This is a genomic window from Streptomyces sp. DSM 110735, from assembly GCF_016482685.1.
Taxonomy (GTDB): Bacteria; Actinomycetota; Actinomycetes; order Streptomycetales; family Streptomycetaceae; genus Streptomyces.
Map to the genome: position 1 here is coordinate 338,782 of NZ_JACYHF010000007.1, position 16,135 is coordinate 354,916.

Consider the following 16,135-nt stretch of genomic DNA (forward strand, 5'->3'; position numbering starts at 1 on the left):
AGTGGATTGCGGTCTCGCCCCTTACTTCTCCTGTGCTCCCGCTCACGACGGCGAGCCCAGCCCCCACGCCGACGGCTCCGCCGCTCACGGCAGCCGACCCCGGAAGCGACGGCGCTCGGGACGGGCGGGCGACGCCTCGTCGGCCAGCCGGACCACCGGGTCGTCCGGACCCTCCCGCCCCGCCACCACCGGCCGGTCCGCCCGCTCGGCCTTGGCCCGGTACTGTGCCGCGTCCGCCAGCCGGAACAGCCGCCGCGCGTCCCGCACCGGACCGATCGGGTCCTCCGTCGAGGCCACCCCGCACGCCACGCCCTCGCCCAGCTCCAGCTCCCCCGCCCTGCGGCACAGCTCGTCTGCCGCCTTCACCACGTCGTCGGCGGGCGCCCCCACCGCGAGCAGACAGAACTCGTCCCCACCGAGCCGCGCCGCGAGCGCCCCCGGCACCATCGCCCCGCACAGCGACAGCACCGACCCGAACCGCTCCAGCAACCGGTCCCCGACCGCGTGCCCGTGCGTGTCGTTGACCCGCTTGAGCCCGTTCAGATCGCAGACGACGAGACTGACGGGCACACCCTCCGCACGATGCCGCTCGATGGCCTCCTCCAGGCGTACGTCCACAGCCCGCCGGTTGGCGAGCCCGGTCAGCGCGTCGGTGAACGCGAGCCGGTTCGCCTCCTCCAGTCGCTCGGTCTGCGCGATGCCCGCCGCCACGACCGCCGCGAGCACGGTCGCGAAGTCGGCGTCCCCCCGGTCGAACACCGGCGCGTCGGCCGCCCGCGCCACATACAGCTCGCCCCACGCCCTGCCGTGCAGCACGACCGGCGCGACCACGCAGCAGCCCCGGCCCCGGCGGCGCAGCGCGGCGACCCGCTGATGGAAGTAACCGGGCGTACCGGCAGCCGGACCCCGCGCGGTCTCGACCCACGCGTTCGGCTCCCCGCCCCCGGCCCACCTCTCGTGCAGGAACTCGGTGATCTCCGGGAACTGGTGCACCGGATACGCCTCCGCCTCCGGAAACTCCTCCTCGTCCGCCGCCCGCTCCCCCACGTTCACCAGCACCCGCAGCCGCCCCAGCTCCCGCTCCCACACCGACAGCGCCGCAAAACTCCCGTCCAGCGCCCGACACGCCCCGAGCGCCGCCGCCCGCCACGACTCCGGCCCGGTCCGCGCCGCCGCCATCCCCTGAGCCAGCGCCACCACCGCCGCCAGCCGCATGTCCTCACCCATTACTCCAGGTTAGGCATCAATTGCCCCACGGGTGCCTCCGGCAGGGCGATCAGGTGGATTGTGCGAAGTCGCCTCCCCTGTAAAGCACGGGGCAGGACGGGCTTTTGCCTTTGGGGGCGCGGGGAACTGCGCGACCAGCCACAACGAACCCGCGCCCGAACTACTCGCCAGGCCACACAGGCACCCTCTTCTCGTTGAACGCCGCCACCCCCTCCGCCCGATCCCCCGAGAACGCCGTAGCCCGCCACGCCCCGTCCTCCACCTCAAGCCCCGCCCGAAGCTCCAGCCCCACCCCCAACCGCAACGCCCTCTTCGCAGCCCGCAGCCCCACCGGCGAGTTACCGGCGATCCGCGCGGCCAGCGCCAACGCCTCGTCGCGGTCCCGCCCCGCCTCCACCACCTGGTCCACCAGCCCCAGCCGCCCCGCCTCGGCCGCCTCCACGCGCCGCGCCGTGAAGATCAGCTCGGCCGCGCGCGCCGCCCCCACCCGCCGGGGCAGCATCTGCGTACCGCCGCCGCCCGGGATCACGCCCACCGACACCTCCGGCAGCCCCACCACCGCCGTACCGTCGGCGACGATCAGGTCGCAGGCGAGCGCCAGCTCGAAGCCGCCGCCGAGGGCGAAGCCGTGCACCGCCGCGATGGTCGGCATGGGCAGCTCGAGGACCCCGGTGTAGGCGGCGCGCGCCACCGGTCGCTGGCGCATCAGGTCCGCGTCGGTGAAGGAGTTCCGCTCCTTGAGGTCCGCCCCGACGCAGAACGCCCGTTCGTGCGAGGAGGTCAGGACGACCACCCGCGCGTCCCGGTCGGCGGCCAGCGCCGCGCACGCCGCCGTGAGCGAGCGGGCCATCTCCGTGGAGACCGCGTTCATGGCCTTGGGCCGGTCCAGCACCAGCTCCGCCACGTGCCCGTGCCGCCGCACCAGCACGAACTCCCCGAACCGCTCCTCGCTCATGACACCCTCCGGTTAACGCGGGTTAACTGAATCCGCCTCGATCATCGCAGCCCCGCCGGGCCCAGGGGAAGGCCGACCGACCCTGACGTCGCCCTGACTCGACCCTGAGGTAGCCCTACACCCGTTCGAGTGACATCCCGTTCGACTCCTCCCACACCGCCCACAGCAGCGCATAACGTGCGCGGCGGGGAGGGATGACATGACGCCGAGCAATTCGAATGCGAAGACACCGGGCACGACGACACCGGGGACACCGCGCGACGGCCGGTCCGGCACGCCGTCGAACGCCCCCGCCCCCACCCGGCCGATCGCGATCACCCTGGCGGATCTGCCGGAATCGACGAAGGACGTCGTACCCCCGCCGCGCCGGGGTCGGCACCGCCGTCCCCGCCCCCGCAAGGTGCTCCTCGCCGCGGGTGGTCTCGCCCTCGCCGCCGGAGTCCTGAGCCTCGTCCGCGTCGCCCCGGAGTCCGGGCTCGCCGGACCCGCCACCGCCGAGGCAGAGCCGCAGCACGGGTGGGGCGCGCAGGGCACCGGCGACTCGCCCGGCGCGTCCGCGACGCTCGCCGCCGCGCCCACGGCACTGCCGTCCACCGCCACGGCACTGGGCGGTACGCGCCCCGCGCCGACCGGCACGGACGCCGCCGGGCACAAGAAGTCGTCCGCGGGGAAGAACACTGCAGAAACGGTCGACCAGGGCGGCGCCTCAGCGGCGGACACCGCGCCCCACTCGGACACCGGCACGGATACGGGCACCGGCACCCAGTCGCACGGCGCGCCGCACACCACCGACCCCGGACCCGCCCCCGCGCCTCAGCCCGCCACCACCGCCCCCGCGCCCGCGCCGTCCCGCACCGCCGCCCCCGCGCCGGAACCGACCCACAGCGCAGCCCCGCCCCAGCAGAGCGGGGTATGCCTGCTCGGGCTGTGCCTGCGACTGGGCAGCTCGTGAGGCGCCGTACGGTGCGCGCGGTCCGCAAGGACGGACGGGTCCGCAAGGACAGCGGGTCACGTGAAGACAGGCAGGTCCGCAAGGACGGACAGGTCGGTCAGTACGGGCGAGTCGGTCAGGACAGGCCAGTCGGTCAGGAAGGACGACGCGAGAGCAGCCAGGGCTCGATCACGCCGAGGCCACGCACCGGCCGCTGCCACATGGGCTGGAGCGCGAAGCGGTAGGGGGGCGGCTCCTCGCCCTCCTTCTCGGCGGCGGCCACGGCTTCGGCTGCCTCCGCCTCCGAGGCGGGCGCGACGCCGCTCCGGATCAGTTCCTCGGCGAAGGCGCTGTCCACCAGTACGGCGTCACGCGGGGCTATCGAGGTCAGCCGGGAGGCGAGGTTCACGGTCGTACCGAACACATCGCCCATCCGGGTGGTCACCGTGCCGAACGCCATGCCGACGCGCAGCTCGGGCATCGTCTCGTCGTTGGCCAGCGTCTCCACCAGGCGCAGCGCGATGTCGGCGGCGAGGGCGGCGTCGTCCGCGACGTACAGCACCTCGTCGCCGAGGGTCTTGATCAGCCGTCCGCCGCGCGCCGCCACTAGGTCGGCGGCGGTCGTCTCGAACGCCTCGACCAGCTCGCCCAGCTCCTCCTCCTCCATCCGCCGGGTCAGGCGGGTGAAGCCGACGAGGTCCGCGAAGGCGACGGCGAGACGGCGGTCGACCATCTCGGCGTCGTCCACGGTCTGCATGACGCGACCCGCCGACGCGGCGAGCTGGCGCCGCCAGACGTAGACCAGGAACTCCTCCAGCTCGGGCAGGAGCAGCTCGATGATCGGGTACGTCACCTCGGTCCGGGTCATGCCCGGCTCGGGGGGCTCGGTCAGACCCTCCAGGAAGGAATCGATCTGCCATTCGGCCAGACGGGCGGTGGTCTGCCCGGTGGACCGGGCGACCTGTACGGCCATCGCCTCGCTGAGCAGACCCGCCTCGACGAGACCGGCGAGCCGTCGCAGGGCGAGTACGTCCGCCTCGGTGAGCGCCTTCGCCTGTCCTATGTCCGCGAAGCCCATCGCCCGCCAGAAACGGGACGCCAGCTCCATGGAGACACCGGCGCTGCGGGCTGCCTGGAAGGGGGTGTAGCGGCGCTCGGCGCCGAGGATCAACTGTTCGAGGCGGAGGGCGAGCGGGTCGTCGCCGGGTTCGGGGGCATCGGGGTCCACCCGGCCCTCCGCGCCCGCGCCGGAGCCCGTGTCGTCGACGCTCACGCCTGCTGCCCTTCCGATCTGCCGCGGTCAGGTCCGACCGGCCTCAACTCTACGGCAGGTGTGCGCCAGCTCACTCCGCTGGGACCGGCCGACCGGACGAACGCGCCCCGCCACTGGAGCACCCGGGTCGCAGGGGGCGCGGGCTGCCTCCGGCGGCGAAGCGGTCGCACACGGCCCGGCGCTTTCCCATCGCCACGCGCCCCCTGCCACGACCCCGACCGCCCCCGAGACGGGCACTCCGCGCCCCCGCCGGGACGCCACCGAGGTGTCTCAGGAGAGGCGTGCCGGGTGTACGGCACGGTGGACGGGCGTCCGGCGGCCACTCCCGAACCGCCCCGGCTCCCCGCCGAAAACACCCCAAGCCGCCCCTCCCCCACCGCCCCTACTCCGGCCGCAGATGCACGATGTCCCCCGCCCCCACCGCCTCCCGCTCGCCACCCGCCGTCGTGATGACCAGTCGCCCGTCGCCGTCGATGGCCGTCGCCTCGCCGCGCAGGACCCGGTCGCCGGGCAGTTCCGCGCGGACCTGGCGGCCCAGGGTGGCGCAGCCTGCCGCGTAGGTGGCCTGGAGACCGCTCGCGGCGGGGTCGCCGGAGGCGGCGCGCCAGCGGTCGTACCACTCCTCCAGCGAGCGGAGCACCGCGCGGAGCAGCGGGTCGCGGTCGGTGTTGACCGCGCCCGCCAGGAGGAGGGAGCCCGCCTGGGGGACGGGCAGCTCGTCGGCGCTCAGGGTGACGTTGAGTCCGACGCCGATGACCACGCCGTCCGCACCGGCGCGCTCGGCGAGGATGCCGCCTGCCTTGCGCTCCTCGCCGCCGACGGTGACAAGGAGGTCGTTGGGCCACTTCAGAGCCGTGTCGACGCCCGCCGTACGGGAGAGCGCGGTGGCCACCGCGACGCCGGTCAGCAGCGGCAGCCAGCCCCACCGCTCCATCGGGACCTCGGCGGGTCGCAGCAGGACGGAGAAGAACAGCCCCGAGCGCGGCGGCGCCGTCCACCGCCGGTCGAGCCGCCCCCGCGCCGCCGTCTGCGCCTCGGCGACCAGCACCGCCCCCTCGTCCACCTCCCCCGCGTTCGCCCGCGCGACCAGATCGGAGTTGGTCGACCCCGTACTCGGCACCACGTCGACCCGCGACCACAGTCCCCCCTCCCGCACCAGCCCCCGCCGCAACGCGACGGAATTCAGGGGCGGCCGGTCAAGATCGGACCAACGACTGTTCTCTGCTGCATCGCGGGGCGTCATCGGGGTTCCTTCGTGGGCACCCCGGCCTTCGGGCCGGGTGAGATCGAAAGTCCGCCCACTGCCGACCGTCCCCGCGGCCCACTCGGAAGTCACTAGGATCCGAGGCATGGCGCGGCTGGTGAAGCGGGCGTTCAAGTACCGTTTCTACCCCACGGAGGAGCAGGCGGCGGAGCTGTCGCGCACGTTCGGCTGCGTACGTCTCGTCTACAACCGCGCGCTGGAGGAACGCACGCGGGCTTGGCACGACGAGCGGCGCCGGGTCTCCTACGCGCAGTCCTCGGCTGCGCTGACCAGGTGGAAGAAGACCGAGGAACTCGCCTTCCTCGCGGAGGTCGCCTCGGTACCTCTTCAGCAGACACTGCGGCACCTTCAGACGGCGTTCGCGCACTTCTTCGCCAAGCGCGCCAGGTACCCGCGGTTCAAGTCGCGGAAGAAGTCCCGCACGTCGGCGGAGTACACCCGTTCCGGATTCACGTGGCGTGGCGGTCGGCTGACGTTGGCGAAGATGGCCGAGCCCCTGGACATCCGCTGGTCGCGTCCCCTGCCCGAGGACACCGAGCCGTCCACAGTGACGGTGTCCCTCGACAGGGCGGGGCGCTGGTTCGTGTCCCTGCTCTGCGAGGACACGATCGCCCCTGCTCCCGCCACGACAGCGGCGGTCGGCATCGACGCCGGGATCACCTCCCTGCTGACCTTCTCCACCGGCGAGAAAATCACCAACCCGAGGCACGAACGCCACGGCCGCGCCCGGCTCGCCAAGGCCCAGCGCCAGTTGTCCCGCAAGGCCAAGGGCTCGAACAACCGGGAAAAGGCGCGCCGGAAAGTCGCGCGTGTCCATGCCCGGATCGCCGACCGGCGCCGGGACTTCCTGCACAAGCTCACCACTCGGCTCGTCCGTGAGAACCAAACGGTCGTGATCGAGGACCTCGCCGTCCGCAATCTGCTGAAGAACCGCAGCCTGGCACGCGCCATCTCCGACGCTGCCTGGACGGAACTCCGGTCGATGCTGACCTACAAGTGCGCCTGGTACGGGCGCGACCTCGTCGTGATCGACCGCTTCTTCCCCAGCTCCAGGCTGTGCGGGAACTGCGGCACGGTCCGCGACACGCTGCCGCTGAACGCCCGCGAATGGACGTGCGACCGCTGCGGCACCGTGCACGACCGCGACGACAACGCGGCACGCAACATCCTGACCGCCGGGCTGGCGGCCACTGCCTGTGGAGGCGGTGCAAGACCTCGGCGGGAGTCCTCCCGCACGGGGCAGCCGCCCGTGAAGCAGGAAACCCGGCGGGCGACCGCCGGACTCCGCCCTTAAAGCGGAGGAAGAGGCCAAGCAAGTAACCCTAGGTGTGGGAAACACCGCACTGCCGACCGGCAGGTGCGCCACTACGCTACGGATGACTTACCGTCCCCCCTTTTGAGCAGGCAGGGAGCCGCATCCCGATGTCCGAGCCGGAAGAGCGTCACGAGATCGACATTCACACGACCGCGGGGAAGCTCGCGGACCTCACGCGGCGGATCGATGAGGCGACGCACGCCGGGTCGGCGCGAGCCGTCGAGAAGCAACACGCCAAGGGAAAGCTGACGGCTCGTGAGCGGGTGGAACTCCTGCTGGACGAGGGGTCGTTCGTGGAGCTGGACGAGTTCGCCCGGCACCGGTCGACGAACTTCGGGCTTGAGGCGAACCGGCCGTACGGCGACGGGGTCGTGACCGGGTACGGCACGGTGGACGGGCGTCCGGTGGCCGTGTTCTCGCAGGACTTCACCGTGTTCGGCGGGGCGCTCGGCGAGGTGTACGGGCAGAAGATCGTCAAGGTGATGGACTTCGCGCTGAAGACGGGCTGTCCGGTCATCGGGATCAACGACTCCGGCGGCGCGCGCATCCAGGAGGGTGTCGCCTCCCTCGGGGCGTACGGCGAGATCTTCCGGCGCAACACGCACGCGTCGGGTGTGATTCCGCAGATCAGCCTGGTCGTCGGACCCTGTGCCGGTGGCGCCGTGTACTCGCCCGCGATCACCGACTTCACGGTCATGGTCGACCAGACCAGCCACATGTTCATCACCGGACCGGACGTGATCAAGACCGTCACCGGTGAGGACGTCGGCTTCGAGGAGCTGGGCGGCGCCCGTACGCACAACACCGCCTCCGGCGTGGCCCACCACATGGCGGGCGACGAGAAGGACGCGATCGAGTACATCAAGCAGTTGCTGTCGTACCTGCCGTCCAACAACCTCAGCGAGGCGCCGGTCTTCGCGGAGGAAGCCGACCTCGCCGTCACGGACGAGGACCGCGAGCTGGACATCCTGGTGCCGGACAGCGCGAACCAGCCGTACGACATGCACACGGTGCTCGAACACGTCCTGGACGACGGGGAGTTCTTCGAGACGCAGGCGCTGTTCGCGCCGAACATCGTCACCGGGTTCGGGCGGGTCGAGGGGTACCCGGTGGGGCTCGTCGCCAACCAGCCGATGCAGTACGCGGGGTGCCTGGACATCAAGGCGAGCGAGAAGGCAGCCCGCTTCGTGCGCACCTGCGACGCCTTCAACATCCCGGTGCTCACCTTCGTGGACGTCCCCGGCTTCCTGCCCGGCGTCGGCCAGGAACACGACGGCATCATCCGCCGCGGCGCGAAGCTGATCTACGCCTACGCCGAGGCCACCGTCCCGCTGATCACCGTGATCACCCGCAAGGCGTTCGGCGGCGCGTACGACGTGATGGGCTCCAAGCACCTGGGCGCCGACCTCAACCTCGCCTGGCCCACCGCGCAGATCGCCGTCATGGGCGCGCAGGGCGCCGTCAACATCCTGCACCGCCGCACCATCGCGGAGGCGGAGGCGGCCGGTGAGGGTGACGCGACGCGTGCGCGGCTGATCCAGGAGTACGAGGACACGCTGCTCAACCCGTACGTCGCGGCCGAGCGCGGGTACGTCGACGCGGTGATCATGCCGTCCGACACCCGCTCGCACATCGTGCGGGGTCTGCGTCAACTGCGCACGAAGCGGGAATCCCTGCCTCCGAAGAAGCACGGCAACATCCCCCTGTAGGACCCGAGGACCACGCGGACGTAGACCGGGAGCCGTCATGAACATCAAGGTCGTACGAGGCAATCCGACCCCGGAGGAGCTGGCCGCCGCACTGGCGGTGGTGCGAGCCCGCGCCGTGGCGGCCGCCGAGGCGCCGTCCGGCGCGGCGGGAGTACGGGACGCGTGGTCCGACCCGGCGCGGATCGCGGGGCGGCGGCTGCCGCAGCCGGGCCCGGTGTCCTGGAGCCGCACCTACTGGCCGAGCTGACCCGCGGGCACAGCCAGGATCCGGAAGAGGCGCCTCAGGTGAGTACGCGTACTCAGGCGCCGGACCCCGCCGCCGCCGCACGCTGGACAGCATGCTGTGGTCAGACCCCGAGAACGAGCCGCCCGAGGATCTCCGCCGGATGGAGGAGAAGCTCAGGCGGCTCGGTCTCTTCGTGGCCCTGGCGATGGTCCTGACGATGATCGTGATCGGCCTGAGGTGAGCCGCCGGGCGGCGCTACGCTGACGGCATGACCGACCAGCAGCGCCGTCTCGTTCTCGCCTCCCAGTCCCCCGCCCGGCTCGGCCTGCTGCGGCAGGCGGGGCTCACGCCGGAGGTGATCGTCAGCGGGGTCGACGAGGACGCCGTCACCGCGCCCACCCCCGCCGAGCTGGCGCTCGCGCTGGCGGAGGCGAAGGCGTCCGTGGTCGCGGCGAAGCCGGAGGTGCAGGGCGCGCTGGTGATCGGCTGCGACTCGGTCCTGGAGCTGGACGGGCAGGCGCTCGGCAAGCCCGCCGACTCCGAGGAGGCCACCGCCCGCTGGAAGGCGATGCGCGGGCGGGCCGGAGTGCTGCAGACCGGGCACTGTGTGTGGGACACGGCGGCGAAGCGGTACGTGTCCGCGACCGCCTCCACGGTGGTCCGCTTCGGCGAGCCCTCGGACGAGGAGATCGCCGCCTACGTCGCCTCGGGCGAGCCGCTGCACGTCGCCGGGGCGTTCACCCTGGACGGTCGTTCGGCGCCGTTCATCGAGGGCATCGACGGCGACCACGGCAACGTGATCGGCATCAGCCTGCCCCTGGTCCGCAAGCTGCTGGCCGAACTGGGCGTCGGCATCACGGAGTTGTGGGCGCCGGCCGGGTGAAGGGGGCGCGGCCCGGCGCGTCCTTCGTGCGCGGGGCGGGTATGACGGGCGCCAGGGTCTGCGGCGCGGTCTCGGCGGTCGCCGTACCGTCGCCCTTGCCACTGTCGCCGCCGTCCACCCGCTGGGGCACCGGCTCCGCGTCGTAGGTCATCAGGAGCAGCAGGAGCAGGGCGAAGGTCACCATCAGCGTGACGAACACCGCGGGGTCGGTGAGCGCCAGTGCGGCGGCGGCCAGCAGGGCGTGCACCACGGCGGCGCTGATCAGCAGGATGCGGCCGAACCCGGCCGGGGCGCGGTCGCGCACCGCCACCAGGAGGGCGACGAGCGCGCAGAGCGCGAAGTAGAGCCCGAAGACCACGCCGCCGACCTTCGAGGACACCGACATCAGGTCGGGGTCGATTCCGGCGAGCGACATGTGCTGGCGGTCGGCGACCATGCCGAGGAACCAGTTGAACGCCGCGATCACGCAGCCCTCGGCCAGCAGGACGACTGCCACGATCCATGCCACCGGTCTGCGCACCACCGGCCCCCACCCACTCTCGACCCAAGCCCGAACAGTTCTGCTGTTACCCGAAGTACGTTCGCGTCAACCGCGAACGCTACATCCGGTCACGGCAGACCGGGAGGGGTCGGCGGAGGGTAAAGCGGAGGACAAGCGGCGGGGCGGCCGCAAAGAATCATTGGGCCATTCGTAGGGACTCCACAAAGAAACCGCGTGGCCCGCAGCACGCTTTCACAGAGACCTTGGCCACATGGCAGGGCTAGGGTTTTCCGGTGGAGTCCTGCGCACCCAGGTGCGACATGGGCTTTCGTGGAACGAGTGGGCCTCGCATCACGCTCCGTGTGGGCAAGCTCACCATTGGGGACGGGTCGTAGTGCCGTGTCGGCAGTCCCTAAACTCGGCTTGTTTCAAGGAGGGAGCCTCAATCGTGCGCAAGGTGCTCATCGCCAACCGTGGCGAAATCGCTGTCCGCGTAGCCCGGGCCTGCCGGGACGCCGGGATCGCGAGCGTGGCCGTATACGCCGACCCGGACCGGGACGCTCTGCACGTCCGGGCCGCGGATGAGGCGTTCGCCCTGGGCGGTGACACTCCGGCCACCAGTTACCTGGACATCGAGAAGGTCCTGAACGCCGCCCGGGAGTCCGGCGCGGACGCCATCCACCCCGGCTACGGCTTCCTCTCGGAGAACGCCGAGTTCGCGCAGGCCGTGCTGGACGCGGGTCTGAACTGGATCGGTCCGCCGCCGCAGGCGATCCGGGACCTGGGTGACAAGGTCGCCGCGCGGCACATCGCGCAGCGCGCCGGTGCCCCGCTGGTCGCCGGTACGCCGGACCCGGTCTCCGGAGCCGACGAGGTCGTCGCCTTCGCCAAGGAGCACGGGCTGCCGATCGCGATCAAGGCCGCCTTCGGCGGTGGCGGTCGCGGTCTGAAGGTCGCCCGCACGCTCGAAGAGGTGCCGGAGCTGTACGACTCGGCGGTCCGCGAGGCGGTCGCCGCCTTCGGCCGGGGCGAGTGCTTCGTGGAGCGCTACCTGGACCGTCCGCGGCACGTGGAGACCCAGTGCCTGGCCGACAAGCACGGCAACGTGGTCGTCGTCTCCACCCGTGACTGCTCGCTGCAGCGCCGCCACCAGAAGCTGGTGGAGGAGGCTCCGGCGCCGTTCCTGTCCAAGAAGCAGGTCGCGGAGCTGTACCGCGCGTCCAAGGCCATCCTCAAGGAGGCCGGGTACGAGGGCGCGGGCACCTGTGAGTTCCTGGTCGGCCAGGACGGCACGATCTCCTTCCTGGAGGTCAACACCCGGCTCCAGGTCGAGCACCCGGTGACCGAGGAGGTCGCGGGCATCGACCTGGTGCGCGAGATGTTCCGCATCGCCGACGGCGAGGAGCTGGGCTACGGCGACCCGGAGCTGCGCGGCCACTCCTTCGAGTTCCGCATCAACGGCGAGGACCCGGGCCGGGGCTTCCTCCCCGCCCCCGGTACGGTCACCCGCTTCGACGCGCCGTCCGGTCCCGGTGTCCGTCTGGACGCGGGCGTGGAGTCCGGCTCGGTCATCGGTCCGGCGTGGGACTCCCTGCTGGCCAAGCTGATCGTCACCGGCCGCACCCGCAAGGAGGCGCTGGAGCGGGCCGCGCGTGCGCTGGACGAGTTCCAGGTCGAGGGCATGGCCACGGCGATCCCGTTCCACCGTGTGGTCGTGCGTGACCCGGCGTTCGCCCCCGAGCTGACGGGCTCCGCGGACCCCTTCAAGGTCCACACCCGCTGGATCGAGACCGAGTTCGTCAACGACATCAAGCCCTTCACCGCCGCCGCCGACACGGAGGCGGAGGAGGAGCTGGGCCGCGAGACGGTCGTGGTCGAGGTCGGCGGCAAGCGCCTCGAAGTCTCTCTCCCGACCTCGCTCGGCATGTCCCTGGCCCGCACCGGTCTCGCGGCGGGCGCCAAGCCCAAGCGCCGCGCCGCCAAGAAGTCCGGCCCCGTCGCCTCCGGCGACACCCTCGCCTCCCCCATGCAGGGCACGATCGTCAAGATCGCGGTCGAGGAGGGCCAGGAGGTCAAGGAAGGCGACCTCGTCGTCGTCCTCGAAGCCATGAAGATGGAACAGCCCCTCAACGCCCACCGCTCCGGCACCATCAAGGGCCTGACGGCAGAGGTCGGCGCGTCCATCACGTCGGGCGCCCCGATCTGCGAGATCAAGGACTGAAACCCCCGGTCCAACCCCCGCCACACCACGGACGCCCGGCCCCGGCCGGGCGTCCCCCGTTTCAGAGAACGAACCGCCCCCACCCTCGCGGCAACGGGGGAAGTACACAAGAAGCGAAGACGCCCCAAGGGACGCGAGGAACTGCGCGAGAACCGAAGACGGACCGCACAGGGAAACGCGTCGCAAGCCGCCCTCAAGGGGCGCGGGGACCGCGCGACCGACCGAAGCGGACCCACAGACGAATCTCAACCCGAGCCACCCCTCAAAGGGGCGCGAGGAACTGCGCGACCGGCCAAAAACGCACCCGCACCGCAACCCCCAACGGCGAACTACCGCCGCCGAAGATCAGCGACGCGCCCCTCGCCATGCCCCGCCGCAGGCCGCAGCGTCGGTGGGTGCCCCCGGCGCGGCCCGGGCAGCCCCCGCTGGCGGGGAGCCGCCGCGGGCCCCGGCTCACCCCCCGGCGCCCCGTTCGCCCCGGCGACGGCGATCTGCACCCCCTGATCGGCGAGCGCCTGGAGTTCCGTGGCGGCGCGGTCGTCGTGCGGAGGCGGATCGTCGGTGACCAGACGGGTGATCAGCTCGGTCGGAACCGTCTGGAACATGGTGTCGGTGCCGAGCTTGGTGTGGTCCGCGAGGACCACGACCTCGGCGGCCGCCTGGACGAGCGCCCGGTCGACGGAGGACGACAGCATGTTGGACGTGGACAGCCCGCGCTCGGCGGTCAGACCGCTCCCGGAGAGGAACGCCTTGGAGACGCGCAGCCCCTGGAGGGACTGCTCGGCGCCGGAGCCGACGAGGGCGTAGTTGGACCCCCGCAGGGTGCCGCCGGTCATGACGACCTCCACCCGGTTGGCATGGGCGAGCGCCTGTGCCACCAGCAGGGAGTTGGTGACCACGGTCAGCCCGGGCACCCGGGCCAGTCTGCGGGCCAGCTCCTGCGTGGTCGTACCGGCGCCGACCACGATGGCCTCGCCCTCTTCGACGAGCCCCGCCGCGAGATCGGCGATGGCCGTCTTCTCGGCGGTCGCGAGATGGGACTTCTGCGGGAAGCCGGACTCTCGCGTGAACCCGCCCGGCAACACCGCACCGCCGTGCCGGCGGTCGAGGAGTCCTTCTGCCTCCAGCGCGCGCACGTCCCGCCGTACGGTCACTTCGGAGGTCTGGACGACGCGGGCGAGTTCACGGAGCGACACGGCCCCGTTCGCTCGCACCATTTCGAGGATCAATTGACGACGTTCTGCAGCGAACACGAAACTGACAGTAACCCCAACGACCGTCTGCTTTCAGCAGTTTGCGCCGAATAGCAGAAGTTGTTCGCAACGTGGGGCCCGAGGTGGTATAGGAACCGCCGTACACCGCCGTGTCGCCGGAAACACGAGAACTCCCCGCGCCCGGCGGGGAGTTCGCGTGAAACAGAAGATGAAACAGAAGGTTCAGAGGGGCTTTCTCAGCCCTCCGCGCCCGCCTTCCGCGTGTGCAACTGCCGTGCGACCTCCGCGATCGAGCCCGACAGGGACGGGTAGACCGTGAACGCCTTCGCGATCTGTTCGACCGTCAGGTTGTTGTCGACGGCGATCGAGATGGGGTGGATGAGTTCCGAGGCGCGCGGCGCGACGACCACACCGCCGACGACGATCCCCGTGCCCGGGCGGCAGAAGATCTTGACGAAGCCGTCCCGGATGCCCTGCATCTTGGCGCGCGGGTTGCGCAGCAGCGGCAGTTTGACCACGCGCGCGTCGATCTTGCCCGCGTCCACGTCGGCCTGGGTGTAGCCGACGGTGGCGATCTCGGGGTCGGTGAAGACGTTCGAGGAGACCGTCTTGAGGTTCAGCGGGGCCACCGAGTCGCCGAGGAAGTGGTACATCGCGATGCGGCCCTGCATCGCGGCCACCGAGGCGAGCGCGAAGACGCCGGTGACGTCACCGGCGGCGTACACGCCCGGGGCGGTCGTACGGGAGACCCGGTCGGTCCAGATGTGGCCCGACTCGCGCAGCTTGACGCCGGCTTCCTCCAGACCGAGCCCGGCGCTGTTGGGGATCGCGCCGACGGCCATCAGACAGTGGGTGCCGGTGATGACGCGGCCGTCGGCGAGCGTGACCTCGACCCGGTCGCCGACCCGCTTGGCGGACTGGGCGCGGGAGCGGGCCATGACGTTCATGCCCCGGCGACGGAACACGTCCTCCAGGACGGCGGCGGCGTCCGGGTCCTCGCCGGGCAGCACGCGGTCGCGGGAGGAGACGAGGGTGACCTTGGAGCCGAGCGCCTGGTAGGCACCGGCGAACTCGGCGCCGGTGACGCCGGAGCCGACCACGATCAGCTCTTCGGGCAGCTCGTCGAGGTCGTAGACCTGGGTCCAGTTCAGGATGCGCTCGCCGTCGGGCTGCGCGTCGGGCACCTCGCGGGGGTGACCGCCGGTCGCGATGAGGACGGCGTCGGCGGTGAGGGTCTCCTCGGAGCCGTCGGCGGCGGTGACGACGACCTTGCGGGAACCGTCGAGCGCCTGCATGCCCTCCAGGCGACCGCGACCGCGCATGACACGGGCACCGGCGCGGGTGACGGAAGCGGTGATGTCGTGCGACTGCGCGAGCGCGAGCCGCTTCACCCGGCGGTTGACCTTGCCGAGGTCCACGCCGACGACGCGTGCCGCCTGCTCGATGTGCGGGGTGTCGTCGGCGACGATGATGCCCAGCTCCTCGTAGGAGGAGTCGAACGTGGTCATCACCTCCGCCGTGGCGATGAGCGTCTTCGACGGGACGCAGTCGGTCAGCACCGACGCCCCGCCCAGACCGTCGCAGTCGACGACGGTCACCTCCGCGCCGAGCTGCGCCGCCGTCAGCGCCGCCTCGTACCCGCCGGGTCCACCACCGATGATCACGATCCGAGTCACGTACCCCATTGTCCCGCACGCGCGTCTCCGACGGTTCGGCGGGGGCGGGTGGTCTCCGACGGTTCGACGGCAACGGCTCCCCGGCGCGCCCGCACATCCACGCGGGACGCACACCCGGACACTCCGAGCAACGCGAAACCCGCACGTCACATCTCCGACGGTTCCGCAGGGGCGGGCAGTCTCCGACAGTTCAACGGCACCGGCGCCCCCGCACATCCACGCGGGACGCACACCCGGACACTCCGAGCAACGCGAAGCCCGCACGTCACATCTCCGACGGTTCCGCAGGGGCGGGCAGTCTGCGACGGTTCGGGGAGACAATCTCCCGGCAGACCTGTGGCGGCGCACACCGCGCCCCCGACGGGTCCGGCAGGGGCACGGGCACCGGCTCCCGACCGATCGGCAGGGGCAGGCGCCCGGCTTCCCGGACCGGGCAGGAGCGCGCGCCGGGACTTACCGGGCAGCTCGGAAGACCGTCACCGGTCTCCGACGGCTCGGCAAGCGCGGGCACCGGCCTCCCGACGGAACGGCAGGGGCACGCGCCCGCCTTCCCCCGCCCCAGCAGGGCACGCGCCGGAACGTCCGGGCAACTCGGAAGGCGGCAGCACCGGATCTCCGACGGTTCGACAGGCACGGGCATCGCCCCCCTCGACGAACGGCAGGGGCACGCACCCACCCTCCCAAGCCCCGGCAGGGGCGCACAACGGAACCTTCCAGGCAACCCGGAAGGCCACCACCGGTCTGCGACAGTTCGGCAGGC

General features: G+C 71.8%; 14 protein-coding genes. 7 read left to right on the forward strand and 7 right to left on the reverse strand.

Annotated elements, in window-relative coordinates:
• Nucleotides 1-84: 84 nt before the first annotated feature.
• The gene (locus IF655_RS14780; RefSeq protein WP_199585187.1) at nt 85-1,227 is read right to left on the reverse strand and encodes a GGDEF domain-containing protein; all 1,143 of its coding nucleotides are present in this window, start codon (nt 1,225-1,227) and stop codon (nt 85-87) included.
• Nucleotides 1,228-1,387: 160 nt separating this feature from the next.
• A complete protein-coding gene (locus IF655_RS14785) occupies nt 1,388-2,182 on the reverse strand; it encodes an enoyl-CoA hydratase/isomerase family protein (protein WP_199585188.1) in 795 nt (264 codons plus the stop codon).
• Between the two features lie 199 nt (nt 2,183-2,381).
• On the opposite strand from IF655_RS14785, the gene IF655_RS31485 reads away from it, so the two are divergent.
• Complete coding sequence (locus IF655_RS31485; protein WP_277952681.1) at nt 2,382-3,134, forward strand: hypothetical protein; 753 nt, start codon at nt 2,382-2,384, stop codon at nt 3,132-3,134.
• 133 nt (nt 3,135-3,267) lie between these two features.
• Here the strand turns inward: IF655_RS31485 and IF655_RS14795 are convergent, their stop codons facing one another.
• Complete coding sequence (locus tag IF655_RS14795) at nt 3,268-4,386, reverse strand: adenylate/guanylate cyclase domain-containing protein (RefSeq protein WP_199585189.1); 1,119 nt, start codon at nt 4,384-4,386, stop codon at nt 3,268-3,270.
• A 382-nt stretch (nt 4,387-4,768) separates the two neighbouring features.
• Nucleotides 4,769-5,629 carry a biotin--[acetyl-CoA-carboxylase] ligase gene (locus IF655_RS14800; protein ID WP_199585190.1) on the reverse strand — a complete coding sequence of 287 codons (861 nt, stop codon included), beginning with the start codon at nt 5,627-5,629 and terminating at the stop codon, nt 4,769-4,771.
• Nucleotides 5,630-5,735: 106 nt separating this feature from the next.
• Between IF655_RS14800 and IF655_RS14805 the strand changes: the two genes are divergently transcribed.
• The 5 genes from IF655_RS14805 (at nt 5,736) to IF655_RS14820 (ending at nt 9,783) form a co-directional block, all read left to right on the forward strand.
• The gene (locus IF655_RS14805; RefSeq protein WP_199585191.1) at nt 5,736-6,944 is read left to right on the forward strand and encodes an RNA-guided endonuclease TnpB family protein; all 1,209 of its coding nucleotides are present in this window, start codon (nt 5,736-5,738) and stop codon (nt 6,942-6,944) included.
• 128 nt (nt 6,945-7,072) lie between these two features.
• Nucleotides 7,073-8,674: an acyl-CoA carboxylase subunit beta gene (locus tag IF655_RS14810; RefSeq protein ID WP_199585192.1), complete on the forward strand. Its 1,602-nt coding sequence runs from the start codon at nt 7,073-7,075 to the stop codon at nt 8,672-8,674.
• A gap of 37 nt (nt 8,675-8,711) precedes the next feature.
• The gene (locus tag IF655_RS14815; protein WP_199585193.1) at nt 8,712-8,921 is read left to right on the forward strand and encodes an acyl-CoA carboxylase epsilon subunit; all 210 of its coding nucleotides are present in this window, start codon (nt 8,712-8,714) and stop codon (nt 8,919-8,921) included.
• Between the two features lie 91 nt (nt 8,922-9,012).
• Nucleotides 9,013-9,141: a morphogenic membrane protein MmpB gene (gene mmpB / locus IF655_RS31490; protein ID WP_277952682.1), complete on the forward strand. Its 129-nt coding sequence runs from the start codon at nt 9,013-9,015 to the stop codon at nt 9,139-9,141.
• 27 nt (nt 9,142-9,168) lie between these two features.
• Complete coding sequence (locus IF655_RS14820; protein ID WP_199585194.1) at nt 9,169-9,783, forward strand: nucleoside triphosphate pyrophosphatase; 615 nt, start codon at nt 9,169-9,171, stop codon at nt 9,781-9,783.
• Here the strand turns inward: IF655_RS14820 and IF655_RS14825 are convergent.
• Nucleotides 9,755-10,291 (reverse strand): hypothetical protein, encoded by a 537-nt coding sequence (locus IF655_RS14825; protein ID WP_199585195.1) that lies wholly within the window; start codon nt 10,289-10,291, stop codon nt 9,755-9,757. The two genes, IF655_RS14820 and IF655_RS14825, sit on opposite strands and share 29 nt — an antisense overlap.
• Nucleotides 10,292-10,712: 421 nt before the next feature.
• Between IF655_RS14825 and IF655_RS14830 the strand changes: the two genes are divergently transcribed.
• Nucleotides 10,713-12,485, forward strand: coding sequence for a biotin carboxylase N-terminal domain-containing protein (locus tag IF655_RS14830; RefSeq protein WP_199585196.1), 1,773 nt, complete (start codon nt 10,713-10,715; stop codon nt 12,483-12,485).
• A gap of 329 nt (nt 12,486-12,814) precedes the next feature.
• Here the strand turns inward: IF655_RS14830 and IF655_RS14835 are convergent, their stop codons facing one another.
• Complete coding sequence (locus tag IF655_RS14835) at nt 12,815-13,738, reverse strand: DeoR/GlpR family DNA-binding transcription regulator (protein WP_307814926.1); 924 nt, start codon at nt 13,736-13,738, stop codon at nt 12,815-12,817.
• Nucleotides 13,739-13,935: 197 nt separating this feature from the next.
• Nucleotides 13,936-15,384, reverse strand: a complete 1,449-nt coding sequence (locus IF655_RS14840; protein WP_199585197.1) for an NAD(P)H-quinone dehydrogenase — start codon at nt 15,382-15,384, stop codon at nt 13,936-13,938.
• Between the last annotated feature and the right edge of the window lie 751 nt (nt 15,385-16,135).